Genomic DNA, 15,547 nt, shown 5'->3' with positions numbered 1-15,547 from the left:
CGATGGAGGAAAAAGAAACTTATTGTATCAAAGTAAATCTGCCGGGTGGTGTGGTATCTGCCGGTGACCTGTATGAGCTTTTATTGATCGCCGAAAACGCGGGTGCTCAGGCAATCCGGGTTGGCAACAGACAGCAATTGTTTTTCTGTATTGAGGCTAACCGGCTGGAAGATATGGAGACAGACATGCTGCGGGCCGAGATCGACTATGAAATAAACGAAGATGAGTTTCCAAACATCATCAGCTCCTATGTTACCGATGCTGTTTTCAATAGCGAAAGCTGGATAAAAGAAGGGGTTTATAAAGATATTTTTGATCTGTTTAATTTTAAACCCCGTTTAAAGATCAACCTGGTTGATAAGCATCAAACTTTTGTACCTTTCTTTAGCGGCAATTTTAATTTCATCACCTCTGATGTAAGCAATTACTGGTACCTGTATATCCGTTTCCCAAAAACAAATGATATATATTGCTGGCCTTCGCTGATTTACTCAGATGATATCCCGGTTATCAGTAAAATAGCCGAAAAAGTGATTGCCGATCATAAAGCGCTGTTCTACGACCAGCAAAATATCAATTATCAAAAATTCCATAAACTGGTTATTGCCGAAAATGAATTTATTGATCAGCCTATAACCGAGCCATTGAAACTGCCCGATTTTCAGCTTCCTTATTATGAAGGCTTCAACAAGTATGTGAACAATAAATACTGGCTGGGCATTTACAGGCGTAATGAGCTGTTCCCCCTGGAGTTCATGAAGGATATTTGTACCATATGCGTCAAAAACCGTATCGGCCAAGTATATACCACTCCCTGGAAATCATTAATGATAAAAGGCATCAACGAGGCCGACCGTAAAGAATGGGGTATCATCCTGAACAAATACCGGGTAAATGTAAGACATGCCTCTAATGAACTGAACTGGCAACTGGAAAACCTAAACAGCGAAAGCCTGGAACTAAAGCAGCAACTGGTAAGGGAGTTTGAGGAGTACGACCTGCGTACATACCGTCTTTGCTTCGCCATAAAAATGCAGCCTAAAACAGGCCTTCCGGGTTCTATCATCATCAAAAAGCGAAAAACTGATGTGTTTGATGTTTTGCATACCCGCGATTTTAATCCAAACACCAAAGACTATGTTACTTATAAAGAGAAAGTAGCACGACATGATCTTGGCCAGTGTTTGATTGGGCTGTGCAACTATTTTTATGGTATTTTAATTGACGACAGCATATCACTGCCTTCCCCATCAATTGAAATGGAGGATCAGGAGACCAACCAGGAGACCCATCATATTTATCAATGCAAAAACTGTTTCAGCATTTATGATAAAACCTATGGCGATATAATGAATGGAATTGCTGCAGGTATCGATTTTGAAACACTCATTGATTACTCATGCCCGGTTTGTGAATCATCAAAAGATAGTTTTATCCGTATAGAAAACAGAGCAACCAGCGTTAAATAAATTATATTTACGCTAAGTTATAGCTATGAGTAAATTAAACGCCGCCTTTGAGCAATTTGATGCATACAATCAAAAAGACCCCAATACTTTTACCTGGGAAAGTATTACCTACCCGCAGGAGTATTTTTTAGCTTTAAAACTATACGAGTGGGTTAATAAGCTTGACCCTACTGCCGACGAAGAATTGTTGCTCGCATCCCGTAGTCAGCACATAGGCCGTTGGGAAATACCCCGCAACACCTACCCCGAAGGCAGGGAAGCCTATTTAAAATGGCGTAAGGACCTGGCCCAATATCACGCGGAAAAAGCGGCTGCCATTATGGAACAGGTTGGTTACTCCCCTGAACAAATTGCGCGTGTTAAGCAAATTTTACTCAAGCAAAAGATCAAGGTTGATCATGACGTACAAACCATAGAGAATGCCTTGTGCCTGGTTTTTCTGCAGTTTCAGTACGAGGATTTCCACCCTAAATACGAACCCGAAAAAGTGATCAATATCCTTAAAAAATCACTGTTAAAAATGGATGCGCATGGGCATCAGTTTGCGCTGGGTCTAAATTATTCTGAAAAGGGTTTGCATTATATACAGGAGGCTTTAAAACTCATCAAAATTAACTTTTAAAACATATTATTAAAGAGGCGTTTTGTAACAATTCGCTTGCATCATGCTACTATAAGCTTTATAAACAAACAATTAAGCTGTTAAACCCTTTACTATTGATAAATCAATAAGAATGTCAAAAGGGGTTAAAATAACATTAAAAGTATTAGGCAGCATTATAGCTTTGGTTATAGTTGCCTTTATTGCTGTTTTTGTTTATGTTGTTTTAAATAAGCAAAAGGTACTTAAGCTCATCACTACCGAGCTTAGTAAGAACCTGAATGGCACCCTTACCATTGGCGCGCTTGATCCTACTTTTTTCAGGGGCTTCCCGGGGGTATCAGTGGTGTTAAAAAATGTGGTAATTAAAGATAAGCTTTGGCCAGCCCACCATCATACTTTATTGGATGCTAAAGATCTTTATGTTTCGGTAAACGCCATGGCCTTGCTTAAGGGCACTGTTGACATTAACAAAATTGAGATCAGTAATGCCAATATTGATCTGTTTACAGATAGTACGGGCTATAGCAATACCGCGGTTTTTAAAGTTAAACCTAAAGAAAACAACAAACCCGACGAAAAAGCCAGCACATCAACCCAAATAAAACGCTTTGAACTGAACAATGTAAACTTTGTTGTAGACGACCGCAGGGCATTTAAACTATTTAAGTTTGAGGTAAATGATGTAAATGGAAGAATGGACTACCCCGCTACCGGCTGGAATGCTCATCTCCGGTTAAAAACACTGGTAAAAAGTTTTTCTTTTAACACCAGGCGAGGCAGTTTTTTAAAAGACAAGCTGCTAAGCGGTCCTTTTGATATCAGTTACAATAACAAGAGCAAACTTATAGTTGCTGCTCCTAATAAACTAAATATTGGTGATGATACTTTTACAATAGGCGGTAAATTTAACCTGGCTAAAGATCCGGCTGATTTTACATTAGATATCGCAAATGATAAGATCCTGTGGTCAAGTGCTGCAAACCTGCTTGCGCCAAACATCACTAAAAGTCTTAATATGTTCAATCTTGACGATCCTATTGCCGTAACCTGCACCCTTAATGGCAGTTTTGGTGGTGGTGGCGATCCCTTAATTTTTGTTACCGCCAAAATAAAAAATAATACATTGACCACCCCTGGCGGCAAGATTGATAACTGCAGCTTTAACGGTGTATTCTCTAACAATTATATCAATGGCAAAGGATTAAATGATGATAACTCCATTATAAAACTGTATTATTTTAATGGCAGCTATAAGCAAATACCGTTTACTGTTGATACCGCTTTGGTAAACAACCTGAATGTTCCTATAGCCACGGGCATATTTAAATCACACTTTGATGTGAAAAAACTTAACCAGGTAATTGGCGAACAGAGCCTTAGATTTACTAATGGTACGGCTGATATTAAAATGGCATACCAGGCTCCCCTCGTAAATTTCAGACTAACCAAACCCATGCTAAGCGGAACCGTTAACATTAAAAATGCCGATGTAAGTTATTTACCGCGTAACCTTAACTTTAAAAACACAGGTATCTCGCTCAAATTTACCAGGAATGATCTGTTCATAAACAACATCCGACTGCAAACAGGCAATAGTGTGGCATATTTGGAGGGGCGTGTCAATAATTTTTTAAATCTGTATTATACCGCTCCCGAAAAAATATTGATAAGCTGGCAAATACGCAGTCCGCAACTGTACATAGCCGAGTTTTTAGGATTTTTGAACGCCCGGCAAAATACTGCACATCCAGTTAAAACAAGGAACGGTAACCCCAATTTACACAACCAGTTAAATACGGCTTTTGATAAAGGTAAGGCCGAACTGCACCTGCGCGTTGCTAAAGTTTATTATAAAAAGTTTTTAGCTACCGACGCCACTGCCGATCTGTTATTGGCCGATAATAGCATACATGTTCAAAATGTAAGTGTAAAACATGCCGGTGGATCGTTAAAGTTAGCCGGGAATATTAAGCAGAACGGGGCGGTGAATAATTTTTTGCTTAACACCCAAATTGACAATGTAAATACCAGTAACTTCTTTTATTCGTTTAATAACTTCGGGTTGAAGGATTTTGGTTATAAAAACCTGAAGGGTTTCCTGTCGGCGCAGGCTCATATTACTGGTAGTATAAATAATGCAGGCAACATTGTTCCAAGATCAATAAATGGTACAACTACTATCGATCTTAAAAAAGGAGCGCTAGTTAATTTTGGCCCTATTCAAAGTGTAGGTAAATTTGCATTCCCTTTCCGCGATCTGGATAATATTACTTTTTCAAACCTGAAGGGGCGGTTTGACATTAATGGCGATAAAATAGTCATTAGCCCCATGCAAATCAATTCGAGCGTGCTTAATATGGATGTGGCAGGAGTTTACTCACTATCAAGAGGAACAAATATTGCACTGGATATACCGCTCCGTAACCCCAAAAAAGATAGCGCTATTGTTGATCAAACTGAACGAAATAAAAAGCGAATGCGCGGCATTGTATTGCATATATTAGCTACAGATGGCGATGATGGTAAAATAAAAATAAAATGGAACAAAAACAGGGCAAAAAAGGAGGAGACAAGCGCGGAGGTCGCTGATGCAAAACAATAAAAAAAGCAGGCATATTATCTGCCTCATTTTTAATGTTAAATAGGTGTATTTGTGACACAAAAATAGCAATTCTTTAAGTACCTTTGTAAATCCATTTAAGAGATCATATATTGGTTAAACATTTATTGGTTACTAACACCAGGCTTCTTACTGCAATTATATCAATAGCCAACCCTCGTTTAATAACTATCCCGGGAGTAGAAAATTTGAAGAAGCAAAGTTTAATTTAATTTATTTTTTATACCGTCCGGTTAAACTAATCGGACAAATTCTTATCGGACTGTTTATTAGCTGAAAAAAATCTATTCAAAAAAATGAGACAACTCAAAATATCCCAATCCATTACCAATCGTGAATCTCAGTCGCTTGAAAAGTATCTGCATGAAATAGGTAAAGTAGATTTAATTACCGCGCAGGAAGAAGTGATCCTGGCGCAAAAGATTCGTGAAGGCGATCAGGCTGCATTAGAGAGGTTAACTAAAACAAACCTTCGCTTTGTGGTATCCGTAGCAAAACAGTACCAAAACCAGGGCCTTACTTTAGGCGATCTTATAAACGAAGGAAACTTAGGTTTAATTAAAGCGGCCAAACGTTTTGATGAAACCAAGGGCTTTAAATTCATTTCATATGCTGTATGGTGGATCCGCCAGTCTATATTATCAGCCGTGGCCGAGCAATCACGTATTGTACGTTTACCATTAAACCAAATTGGTTCTTTAAGTAAAATACACAAAGCGGCTTCAAAATTGGAGCAACAGTACGAAAGACAACCAACGCCTGAAGAATTGGCTGAGGATCTTGAAGTATCGGTTGATAAAATATCTGATTCGCTGAGCAATGCCGGTCGCCAGATATCAATGGATGCTCCTTTTATACAAGGAGAAGAAAACACATTGCTTGATGTACTGCAAAGTACTGACGCGGCAACTGATACCGATCTGATGATCGATTCATTATCGCAGGAAATTAAACGTTCATTAGGTATTCTTGCCGAGCGTGACCGTGAGGTTATTATTTTATTCTTTGGTTTAGGTGGCTATGCCGCTCATTCATTAGAAGAAATTGGCGAGAAATTTAACCTTACCCGTGAGCGTGTACGTCAGTTAAAGGATAAAGCTTTGATGCGTTTACGTCACAACTCAAAATCAAATCTTTTACAATCGTATTTGAACTAAGTAATTACCAGGATGTATAGCATCCTATTATAAAAAAAGCGCTGATGGTTAACCATCAGCGCTTTTTTTGTTACCAGCCACCCACTTGACTTGTCATTCTGAACGATAGTGAAGAATCTGTCCTACAGCATACATAGTTCATGAATAGATCCTTCGCTATCGCTCAGGATGACAAATTCTAAAAATATAGGCACAAAAAAAAGCATCTGCCTTATTAGACAGATGCTTGTACGATTCTTATATATAATAGTTTAACCTACTTTTACATTTACCGCATTTAAGCCTTTTTTACCTTGTTCTACATCGTAGGTAACACTGTCGTTTTCACGGATAGTGTCAATAAGGCCTGAGGCATGTACAAAAACTTCGGCACCACCATTACTTGGTGTAATAAATCCAAAACCCTTGCTTTCATTGAAAAATTTTACTGTTCCTTGCATTATATTTTTATTTAATTAAGTAAAGATACAGTTAATATTCAACAATTAACTATAAATAAGGCAATTAAGTTTTTTAAACGACAAATAACTCAGAAAGCAGTTGGTAAAAAAATGGCACATACTTAACCAAATGCCCTTACTTTAAGCATTTTAGCCTAACAGATAGTGTAAGAATAACACCACTAACTTTTTTTTATAATAGCATTGTTTGGTTATGCTATATATAATAAACGTTTAAATCAGGAAACATTGCAAACACCTGCAATTATTTATAAATAAATTGTAACTAATTAAAATTATGCTTAGCATTGTTTTTATTTAGACTCATTATTGATTGAAACGTTACTTCGCTGTTATACTGCTTGTTGTACACCTGTTTAATTTGGGAGGTTATTTGCTGCTGAACCAATACCTGGTATATCGCTCAAATAAGTTTATTACCGAACAAATAAGCAATGGTAAATACGATGTTAACAATCTTATCGAAATAAAAATAAAACAACACCTGCCTCAAATTCATGATTGGAAAACCTATGTGCGTGTATCGGGGCAAATACAATTAAAGGGCGTTGCTTACAACTACGTTAAACTTAAAATGACACGTGATACGCTGTTTGTACAATGTATACCAAACTACGAAACAACCAAACTCTTAAATGAGAACATTATATGCGCCAGGCAGATCAATGATATCCCTACCAGTAAAAAAGCACATGAATCATCTGGTAAAAAAATCGGGGTCGATACTAAGTACAATCACCCGATAGCGGTACATACTTTTTTCGCTGCATCACAGGCTACGTTAAAATTCAGCACTTTTATTTATATCAGCATCAAACAACCGCTTGTTGCTATAGTTGGCAGGCCCCCGGAAGCCATTGCTTGATCCCACGTTAATTATTAAACATCAAACCCCATTCAACGGCATAACCTATTAGTTTTTATGCTCTAAAAATGGCATTGACTCAACTTCCCCTATCCTTTAAACTATGAACAATTATTACAAAATATTTTTGGTTGCGCTGCTTGTTTCAAGCTCAGGCTACTTGTTTGCACAACAAAAAAGCATTAAAGATACCCTACAGCTCGACAGTGTAATTATTAAAGAAAACCGCCTTAAACATTTACCTAACGTAACAGGTGTCTACATTTTTGCAGGTAAAAAAACAAATCTGGTATACCCTGATGCGGGCAAAATAAACCTGGCCAATAATACTGCCCGTATGGCCATGGCCAAAATACCTGGAGTTAATGTTTGGGAGATGGATGGTGCAGGCTTGCAAATGAATATTGGCACCCGCGGAACTGATCCGCACCGGTCTATCGAGGTCAATATACGTCAGAATGGATATAACACCAACTCGGATGTATTTGGCTATCCCGAAAACCATTACAATGTACCGTTCCAAGCCATCAGCGAAATTCAGTATGTACGCGGTTCGGCAGCTTTACAATTTGGAAGCCAGTTTGGAGGCATGATGAACTTTAAAATTAAAGAGGGTGACAGCACCAAAGTATTTGGTTTTGAAACGGAGCAAACCGGGGGCTCAAACCGGTTTTTCAACTCCTACAACGCCATTGGTGGTAAAGTGGGCAAGATAAGCTATTATGCCTTTTACTCTGCCCGCAGTGGCGATGGCTGGCGGCCGGATGCTGCCTTTAACTACCGTGCTTATTATGCCAATATCCGCTACCAGTTTAATAGCAGAGGCAGCATTGCCCTGCAATTTTCAAGGTCCGACTATAGGCAGCAAATCGCGGGCGGCTTAACCGATGCTCAATTTAGTGCCAACAACAGGCAATCAACCCGTTTCCGTAATTTCTTTAATCCCGAAATAAATATTCCGGCCCTGTTGTTTAACTACGCGTTTAACAGCAACACAAGACTGGAAGTTACCTCGCATGTTTTATTTGGTCAACGTAATAGCGTACAGTTCATCAATACACCCAACATAGCTGATACGGTTAACACCAGCCTGAAAACATATAATCCCCGCCAGGTTGACCGCGATTATTATGCCGGCTTTACTACCGAGGCCAGTTTATTGCATACTTACAAATTAGGAAACCTTAACAGCACTTTTATCACGGGGCTAAGATATTTTGAGGAAACAACCAAACGCAAGCAAAAAGGTATAGGAACCATCGGCAGCGATTTTGACCTGAGCCTGGTTAAACCTTATGGCATCGATTTAAAATTGCACAGCCTTAACTATGCCGCCTTTGCCGAAAACATATTCCAAATCACTCCGGCATTTACGGTAACCCCGGGCGTAAGGTACGAGGTGATCAAAACCACCACTTCGGGAGTTATCAATAATGCAAACTATTCTATTGGATATAAAGGTAACCGCAATTACCCTTTGTTTGGTACCGGCTTACAATACCAGTTTAATAATGGCAGCCAATTGTACGTTAATATTTCGCAGGCCTACCGCCCCTATTTATATGCCGCCGTTACCCCTGCAGATCAGCTTACTATAATTGATCCTAATATAAAAGATAGCCGTGGTTATGATATTGACCTGGGCTACCGCGGGCGCATCAGCACCTTTTTTAATTACGATATTAATGGCTTTTATGTGTACTACGGTAACCGTGCAGGTACTTTAACCCAAACCGATGCCAATAATGTAGCTCATTTATTTGCCACCAATATTGGTAACGCGGTGGCTAAAGGAGTTGAGGCCTATACGGAAGTATCGTTGCTGCGGTCGTTTAATGAACATTCGGGTAGTGATATACGCCTGTTTAATTCGCTTGCATATACACATGGTCGTTATACCAGCGGCTCCATTAACCAATCAGGCAAAAACATCAGCTTAAAAAACAACCAGACTGAAAACACTCCCGACTGGATAAACCGCACCGGTTTAACTTTTTTAAACGGACATGTGAGCAGCACACTGCAATTGAGTTACACCAGCAAAAGCTTTAGTGATGCCACCAATACGGTAGCTAACCCTATCGGTGCTACGGGAATTGTGCCTGCTTACCATGTTTTTGACTGGGCGTTTAACTATACTTTCCTCCGGAATTATCATATCAACGCTAATGTCAATAACCTGTTTAACGCCAAATATTTTACACGCCGCATAAACATGTACCCCGGACCAGGTATTTTGCCTGCCGACGGTCGTACATTTAACATAGGCTTTGGGTTAAAGTTATAAACCAAAAACGGCCTTTCAAATATTTGAAAGGCCGTTTTATTTATAAATGGATAAAACTATTTAACATGCAGTTTAACTATATCAATCAACGCGGTAAGGTCAAATGGTTTTTGTAAATAACCATTAGCATCACCGGCTGCGGCAATTTCTTTTAAATTACTTACTGCCGAAATGAGGATCACCGGAATATGGCTCGTTGCAGGATTATTTTTTAACCCTTTGCTTAACTGTTGCCCGCTGGCATCACTTGCCCAATCGGTAAGCCAGTTATCGAGCAGTATCAAATCAGGATCAATATCTTTTATCTTTTTAAGGATCTTGGCATCTTCCGAAGCTATCACTTCATACTTTTGCTCTTCCAAAACATAAACAATAGTTTCCCTGATGTCTTTATCATCCTCTATTACTAAAATTTTTTTAGTCATAAAAATCTCCAGCTTAAGAACGAATATAGTTTAAATTTTAATCTTTAATTAAAAAATTAAATTAACTAAAAACTATACCCCATTCAAAAGCATAAACACGCGGTATGGCCCCTTTTGTTTTGAAAAACAGCTATTTATATAATAATTTATCGCAAACAGCCTAAATATTGTAGCAAACACGACAGCGTGGCTCGTAACTCTCCTTTTCGCCTAATAATATTTTAGCATTATCAGGTACCAGGCGGTAAGAGTAAAGTGCAGGGTTGCCACATTTAACGCATACGGCATGTAACTTGGTAACCGATTCGGCAATGGCCATTATGGCTGGCATCGGCCCAAAAGGACGGCCTTTAAAATCCATATCCAAACCAGCTACAATTACCCGTATACCTTTATTAGCCAATACATTGCAAACCTCGGGCAGCTCATCATCAAAAAATTGGGCTTCATCAATGCCAATTACATGAGCATCATTACTTAACAACAATATAGCCGAGGCACTGTCGACAGGTGTTGAGGGGATGGAGTTGGCATTATGTGACACAAGGGCGTCTTCAATAAAACGTGTATCGGCCTTGGGGCTAAATATCTCCACCTTTAACTTTGCAATGCGGGCACGGTTAAGCCTTCTTATCAATTCTTCCGTTTTACCCGAAAACATTGATCCGCAGATCAGTTCAATGCTGCCGCCAAATTCACTTTTCCTTCTAAAAACATCCTCGTGATATACCATTATTTGTATAAGCTGTAAATCCTAAACACTAAATTCTGAACGCTAAGAAAAATATCTTAAATACTAAATCAAAGCTGTAATACTAATGCCATGCTTGTAATTTACAACCCATAACAAAGCGCCAAATATCAGAATTTAATCCTACTTTTGATAAGCATTTTTCACAACATTGGAAGCCATGAAGCAAATGGATGTATTTAAAAAGATAGGTGGTATTTTAAAAGAGCTTAATGACCAATATGATTACCTTGAAGCTGAAAGCAGCGATTTAAATGAGCTTGAACTGGAGCTGTTTGTAGCCAATGCTCATTTTTTAAAAGACCATGCCGAAATACTGCGCAGACTACACGAACGCAGTACCCCAGTCCCCCATGTACCACCTACCGAAAAGCCAGAACCTGTTATAGAAAATAATAAGCCAGCACCCGAAAAAAAGTCGGAGCAAATTCATGAGCAACGTTATTTTGAACCGGTTGTACAACAAAAACCCACTGAAAACACGCTTGAACTAACTCAAACAGCCGAACCACCTGTTCAGGTTCCATATAACCCGGTTAAAATTGAACCAGTTGTTCCTTTAACGGAAGATCAACAACCTGTTTCACAAATTGATCTGAAAGCTGAAAGCAATGGCGATTCATATTCGTTTGAACGACGTGAACCCGAACCGGTAAAAGAGGAACTGGAAATTGATGAAGTGCAGGATTGGGAGGACGAAGTAGATCATTTTGAGCAGGAAGAATTAATTGAACAGGTGCAGCCTGCAGCAACTGAAACAGAGCCTGCTGAAAATCATTCAGTTAACCATGACACGCCAGAGCCGGTTGCCGGTCAAACTGATGGCAATAATGCTAAAGCTGATAACGAGGATAGAGTGCTTACTATTAACCAAAAGATCTCGGCACTAAAGGCCGAAAAAGAAAAAAGCGCATCACTGCAAGCAAATATACTACCTATTACCGACCTTAAATCGGCTATAAATCTGAACGATAAACTGCTGTATATAAAAGATCTTTTTAATGGCTATAGCCTGGCCTATAGTGAGGCCATTGAAATTGTGAACCGCTTTAACTCATTTGAAGAAGCCGAACGTTTTTTGAAAACTAATTACTTAGTAAAAAACAATTGGGAAAGTAAACCCGCAACAGTGGAAAAATTTTATGCTTTGCTGAAGCGGAGATATCCGAGTAGCTAAAGGCTAAAGGCTAAAACAACAAAAGCGGGCTTCATGCCCGCTTTTGTTGTTTTAATAAAAATGCGTCATTGCGAGGAACGAAGCAATCTCTATGCTATACAGAGCCCCTCTGCAAATCGGGGATTGCTTCGTTCCTCGCAATGACGCAGTTATTTATTATGCTGTATTTCTTAAATTAGCTCAAACTGTATTTCAACATTTTGTGGCTGCCTTGCTCCACAACCACGCCTTTATCAAGCACAATGATCTTGTCTGCATGGTTCAGGGTGCTTGAGCGGTGTGTAATCACGATCACGGTTTTGCGATCTGCCTTTAACATTTCGATCATCCTTTGCACATATTTTTCAGATACCGAATCAAGTGATGAGGTTGCTTCATCAAGAATAAGTATCTCAGGATTGCGGTACAGGGCTCTGGCTATTGCTATACGTTGCCTTTGCCCCCCCGATAATGAGGTTCCATTCTCGCCCAGGTAAGTTTGAAACCCTTTTGGTAACGCCTCTATAAAACCCATTATTCCCAGTTGCGAGGCTATGTCAATAATCTTTTGCATATCTGGCTCATCATCACCAACAGCTATATTATCAATAACATTGCCTGCAAACAGATCAATTTGTTGTGGTACAACCGATATTACCTGTCGCAACGACGAGTTCCTGATATATTTTAAATCATACTCCCCAATACGGACATTTCCTTTTTGTATCGGATAAATATTCTGGAGTATTGACATTAGGGTTGATTTGCCAGAACCGCTTTCGCCTACTATCGCCGTAAATTTGCCTTTCGGTATAATTAAGTTCAGATCCTCAAAAACAACAACCCTTGTTCCATACCTGAACGAAACGTTTTCAAAATGGATATCGCCTATTTTATCCGGACTAAGTTCAATTTGGTTTTCATCATTTTCACGCTCCAGATCCATAATTTCAAATAGCCTGTCGGCCGCAATTACCGCGTCCTGTACCGTTCTATTCATCCCGATCAATGAAGAAACCGGACCTGTAAAATAACCTATCAGGGTATAAAATGATAATAACTCGCCGGGGGTAATGGTATTATCCATAACAAAACCCGCCCCCACCCAAAGCAAAACAATAGTTAATAACCGGGAGATCAACTCTGACGATGTTCCCGAAAAAACCGAATTCATATTTGATTGAAATCCGGTTTTCAATAGCTTTATAAACCTGACTTCGGTTTTCTCATTAGTATGATCTTCCAGACCAAAGCGTTTTATAGTACCTACCGCGTTTAAACTCTCCACCAATTGCGTTTCCAATTCGGCAGAGTCTTCCATTAGCTTCCGTTGCGCCTTTTTATTGAGTTTATCCGTTATAAAATAAATAGCTAAGTACAGCGGGATAACTGTTAACATGATGAGGGCCAGTTTCCAGTAATAGGTAAACATCATGATAAAAGAGAAAACCACGATGAATATGTTTACCAAAAAGTTGATGCTTACATCATTTAAAAACGTCCTGATTTTTACGGCATCATTTATTCTTGAAATGATCTCGCCAACGCGCATCGTATCAAAAAACTGCTGCGGCAACCTTAACAAATGTTTGTAATACCCCAATATAAGCTGAGAGTCGATCATTTGCCCGGTTTTTAAAGTAAATATGCTTTTTGCTGTGCCTATAAAAAGTTGCACCGCCAGAATAATGATCATGGCCACTCCCATCAGGTTAAGCAGGTTGTGGTTGCCATCAACCAATATAAAGTCGACCAGTTTTTGCACAAATACAGAGGTCGACAAACCTAAAATGGTATATATAACCGCGCCAAACAGCGCCTGGATCAAAATACTTTTATGCGGCTTTATTAAACTCCAGAAACGTCCCTGTATTGATTTTTTTTCGTTACCGGTTTGAAAATCCTCTGAGGGCAGCAATAATACCAACGTGCCGCTCCATTCTTTCTTAAATTCATCATGTGTTTTCTGGTGTATTTGCCCATCAAAGGGGTCCATAACCTCAATGAATTTGTTTGTGACTTTGTAAATCACTACATAGTGCTGCAAAATGTCTTTAACAACTAAATGAGCAACCGCGGGTAAGGGTATTTTAAATAAACTATCAAAGGGCCCTTTTACCCCTTTGGCTTCATAACCTAATTTTTGGGCAGCCTCTACCATGCCCAAAACGTTGGTTCCCTTTTTATCAGTACCTGCAAGCTGCCTGATGCGGGCAACCGCGAGGTCTAATTTATAATGCGATGATATAGAAGCTAAACAAGCCGCGCCGCAATCCGTTATATCCCGTTGTTTTATTTTGATACTCATAGCTTTACTGTCCGCTTATATTAGGATTTACCCAATCATCTACCTTATCATATAATAATTGATATAAACTACGGTTGGTTACCTTAAAACGGGCGGTAAAATTCATACCTTTTTTTAAGTAGCCTTTATAACCGTTTTTTAGCTTCAGATAATTTTGATCAAGGGTACATTTTACTTTAAATACTGGTTGGTTATTGTTTACAATAATGATATCGTCAGAAATGTCGAGTACTTTGCCTAATACCAGGCCCCACTGATTGTAATTAAAAGCATCTATTTGAAACCGTACTTCCTGTCCTTTTTTTATCAACCCGATATCTTCAGGTCTGATATAACAAAAGGCGGTTAAATTAGCATCGGGTGATATTTCTCCAATTTTTTGATTGGCAAAAACATAGGCCCCATTTTGAATGCCTGAAATATTTTGAACGGAACCGCTTATTGGCGCCTTCAGTATGTATTGTCTTTTTTGTTCGTTTAGTTCTGCTTCCTGCCCGGTTAGCTGACGAAACTCGTTCCTAAATCCATTGGCCTCGGTTTGCCATTGTGTTTTATATTTTGCCAGCACCATTAAGTAAGCCGATTGAGCCTGGTCATATTCAAACTTATATTTTTCGTACTCAGATACAGTAAGCACTTTATTTTTATATAGTTCATTATAACGGTTAAAGGTATTTGCAGCCTGCTTTTTTGCAATCGCGGCATTTTGCAGCTCCTGTGCAAATTGCTGCCATGAGGCATTATACTGGCCGGTTTGCAAATTTGGAGCAGCTAATCTGCCCTGGCCAATCCCAGCTAACAGTTCGTTTATATCCTGCAAAAACTGCCTTATCTGGCTTTGGCGATTTTCGGCCAAAGCACTTTGTTGTTTTGGCAAAGCGGCATCTATAACTAAAATGGTATCGCCTTGCTTAATTTTTTGATTGTCGGTAAGTTTAAGGCTTATCAGCCTGCCGCTAACAGGAATGGTTAGCTCAGTTTTTTCAATAGACGACTGTAAAAGGCCCGATCCTTTCACACTAATAGGGGTTTTAACAAATGGCAGAGCCGCAAAAGTTACCAATATAAACACCACTGTAACCAGGTATATCAATTGCGTTCGCCTGCTGATGTGCGAGCGGTAAACAATGGCAGTTGAGGAAATTGTTTCGGTAGAGTAATTATATAGAGCCATATGTTTTAAATATTAAAATAGCCGTTATCCTGAAATTCAGGATAACGGCTATCTCATAATTTTTCTCTATAAGCCTTGAAGTAAATTTACAAGCCCGGTTAATAGGTCTGCAACCAATTTAAAAACTGGATCAAGATTTATATTGATAAGGATATCGCCGAAACCGCCGCCTTCAACATTGGTCATTTCGGTAGTATTCATTTCCTGAACACCAAGGCCTTCTAATTCTAACTTTTTCATGGTAGTGATTTTTTTTTGTTAATTCCCGTA

At 39.1% G+C, this 15,547-nt stretch carries 13 protein-coding genes; 7 read left to right on the top strand and 6 right to left on the bottom strand.

The annotated features are described in order from the left end of the window. The first annotated feature begins 2 nt into the window (after window positions 1–2). From M2273_RS24885 to M2273_RS24870, 4 genes are all read left to right on the top strand, one after another. The gene (locus M2273_RS24885; RefSeq protein WP_429400479.1) at window positions 3–1,469 is read left to right on the top strand and encodes a rubredoxin; all 1,467 of its coding nucleotides are present in this window, start codon (window positions 3–5) and stop codon (window positions 1,467–1,469) included. Between the two features lie 25 nt (window positions 1,470–1,494). Next, window positions 1,495–2,091, top strand: coding sequence for a DUF4202 domain-containing protein (locus M2273_RS24880; RefSeq protein ID WP_429400478.1), 597 nt, complete (start codon window positions 1,495–1,497; stop codon window positions 2,089–2,091). A gap of 112 nt (window positions 2,092–2,203) precedes the next feature. Then, entirely contained in the window at window positions 2,204–4,675 is a 2,472-nt protein-coding gene (locus M2273_RS24875; protein ID WP_429400477.1) for an AsmA-like C-terminal region-containing protein, read from the top strand. A gap of 314 nt (window positions 4,676–4,989) precedes the next feature. Then, the gene (locus M2273_RS24870) at window positions 4,990–5,850 is read left to right on the top strand and encodes a sigma-70 family RNA polymerase sigma factor (RefSeq protein ID WP_429400476.1); all 861 of its coding nucleotides are present in this window, start codon (window positions 4,990–4,992) and stop codon (window positions 5,848–5,850) included. A gap of 251 nt (window positions 5,851–6,101) precedes the next feature. Here M2273_RS24870 and M2273_RS24865 read toward each other — a convergent pair whose 3' ends face one another. Further along, complete coding sequence (locus M2273_RS24865) at window positions 6,102–6,293, bottom strand: cold-shock protein (protein WP_076378023.1); 192 nt, start codon at window positions 6,291–6,293, stop codon at window positions 6,102–6,104. A 331-nt stretch (window positions 6,294–6,624) separates the two neighbouring features. Between M2273_RS24865 and M2273_RS24860 the strand changes: the two genes are divergently transcribed. Continuing rightward, window positions 6,625–7,176 carry a hypothetical protein gene (locus tag M2273_RS24860; RefSeq protein WP_429400475.1) on the top strand — a complete coding sequence of 184 codons (552 nt, stop codon included), beginning with the start codon at window positions 6,625–6,627 and terminating at the stop codon, window positions 7,174–7,176. Window positions 7,177–7,279: 103 nt separating this feature from the next. Further along, the gene (locus M2273_RS24855; RefSeq protein WP_429400474.1) at window positions 7,280–9,463 is read left to right on the top strand and encodes a TonB-dependent receptor family protein; all 2,184 of its coding nucleotides are present in this window, start codon (window positions 7,280–7,282) and stop codon (window positions 9,461–9,463) included. Between the two features lie 56 nt (window positions 9,464–9,519). Here the strand turns inward: M2273_RS24855 and M2273_RS24850 are convergent, their stop codons facing one another. Both M2273_RS24850 and M2273_RS24845 read right to left on the bottom strand, forming a co-directional pair. Next, a complete protein-coding gene (locus M2273_RS24850; protein WP_429400473.1) occupies window positions 9,520–9,888 on the bottom strand; it encodes a response regulator in 369 nt (122 codons plus the stop codon). Window positions 9,889–10,048: 160 nt separating this feature from the next. After that, a complete protein-coding gene (locus M2273_RS24845) occupies window positions 10,049–10,621 on the bottom strand; it encodes a thymidine kinase (protein ID WP_429400472.1) in 573 nt (190 codons plus the stop codon). 178 nt (window positions 10,622–10,799) lie between these two features. On the opposite strand from M2273_RS24845, the gene M2273_RS24840 reads away from it, so the two are divergent. Next, window positions 10,800–11,816: a hypothetical protein gene (locus tag M2273_RS24840; RefSeq protein WP_429400471.1), complete on the top strand. Its 1,017-nt coding sequence runs from the start codon at window positions 10,800–10,802 to the stop codon at window positions 11,814–11,816. A gap of 175 nt (window positions 11,817–11,991) precedes the next feature. Here M2273_RS24840 and M2273_RS24835 read toward each other — a convergent pair whose 3' ends face one another. From M2273_RS24835 to M2273_RS24825, 3 genes are all read right to left on the bottom strand, one after another. Beyond that, window positions 11,992–14,103, bottom strand: a complete 2,112-nt coding sequence (locus tag M2273_RS24835; protein WP_429400470.1) for a peptidase domain-containing ABC transporter — start codon at window positions 14,101–14,103, stop codon at window positions 11,992–11,994. Between the two features lie 4 nt (window positions 14,104–14,107). Continuing rightward, window positions 14,108–15,277, bottom strand: a complete 1,170-nt coding sequence (locus tag M2273_RS24830) for an HlyD family secretion protein (protein ID WP_429400469.1) — start codon at window positions 15,275–15,277, stop codon at window positions 14,108–14,110. 66 nt (window positions 15,278–15,343) lie between these two features. Further along, window positions 15,344–15,517, bottom strand: coding sequence for a hypothetical protein (locus tag M2273_RS24825; protein WP_429400468.1), 174 nt, complete (start codon window positions 15,515–15,517; stop codon window positions 15,344–15,346). Window positions 15,518–15,547: the final 30 nt, after the last annotated feature.

The organism is Mucilaginibacter lappiensis (genome assembly GCF_050433765.1).
Classification (GTDB): Bacteria; Bacteroidota; Bacteroidia; order Sphingobacteriales; family Sphingobacteriaceae; genus Mucilaginibacter; species Mucilaginibacter lappiensis_A.
This window is presented reverse-complemented; position numbering and strand designations above follow the sequence as displayed.

Coding starts and splice junctions, on each gene's coding strand:
- M2273_RS24875 (WP_429400477.1), top strand. CDS start 2,204: ATGTCAAAAGGGGTTAAAATAACATTAAAAGTATTAGGCAGCATTATA.
- M2273_RS24850 (WP_429400473.1), bottom strand. CDS start 9,888: ATGACTAAAAAAATTTTAGTAATAGAGGATGATAAAGACATCAGGGAA.
- M2273_RS24880 (WP_429400478.1), top strand. CDS start 1,495: ATGAGTAAATTAAACGCCGCCTTTGAGCAATTTGATGCATACAATCAA.
- M2273_RS24840 (WP_429400471.1), top strand. CDS start 10,800: ATGAAGCAAATGGATGTATTTAAAAAGATAGGTGGTATTTTAAAAGAG.
- M2273_RS24835 (WP_429400470.1), bottom strand. CDS start 14,103: ATGAGTATCAAAATAAAACAACGGGATATAACGGATTGCGGCGCGGCT.
- M2273_RS24885 (WP_429400479.1), top strand. CDS start 3: ATGGAGGAAAAAGAAACTTATTGTATCAAAGTAAATCTGCCGGGTGGT.
- M2273_RS24870 (WP_429400476.1), top strand. CDS start 4,990: ATGAGACAACTCAAAATATCCCAATCCATTACCAATCGTGAATCTCAG.
- M2273_RS24855 (WP_429400474.1), top strand. CDS start 7,280: ATGAACAATTATTACAAAATATTTTTGGTTGCGCTGCTTGTTTCAAGC.
- M2273_RS24825 (WP_429400468.1), bottom strand. CDS start 15,517: ATGAAAAAGTTAGAATTAGAAGGCCTTGGTGTTCAGGAAATGAATACT.
- M2273_RS24845 (WP_429400472.1), bottom strand. CDS start 10,621: ATGGTATATCACGAGGATGTTTTTAGAAGGAAAAGTGAATTTGGCGGC.
- M2273_RS24830 (WP_429400469.1), bottom strand. CDS start 15,277: ATGGCTCTATATAATTACTCTACCGAAACAATTTCCTCAACTGCCATT.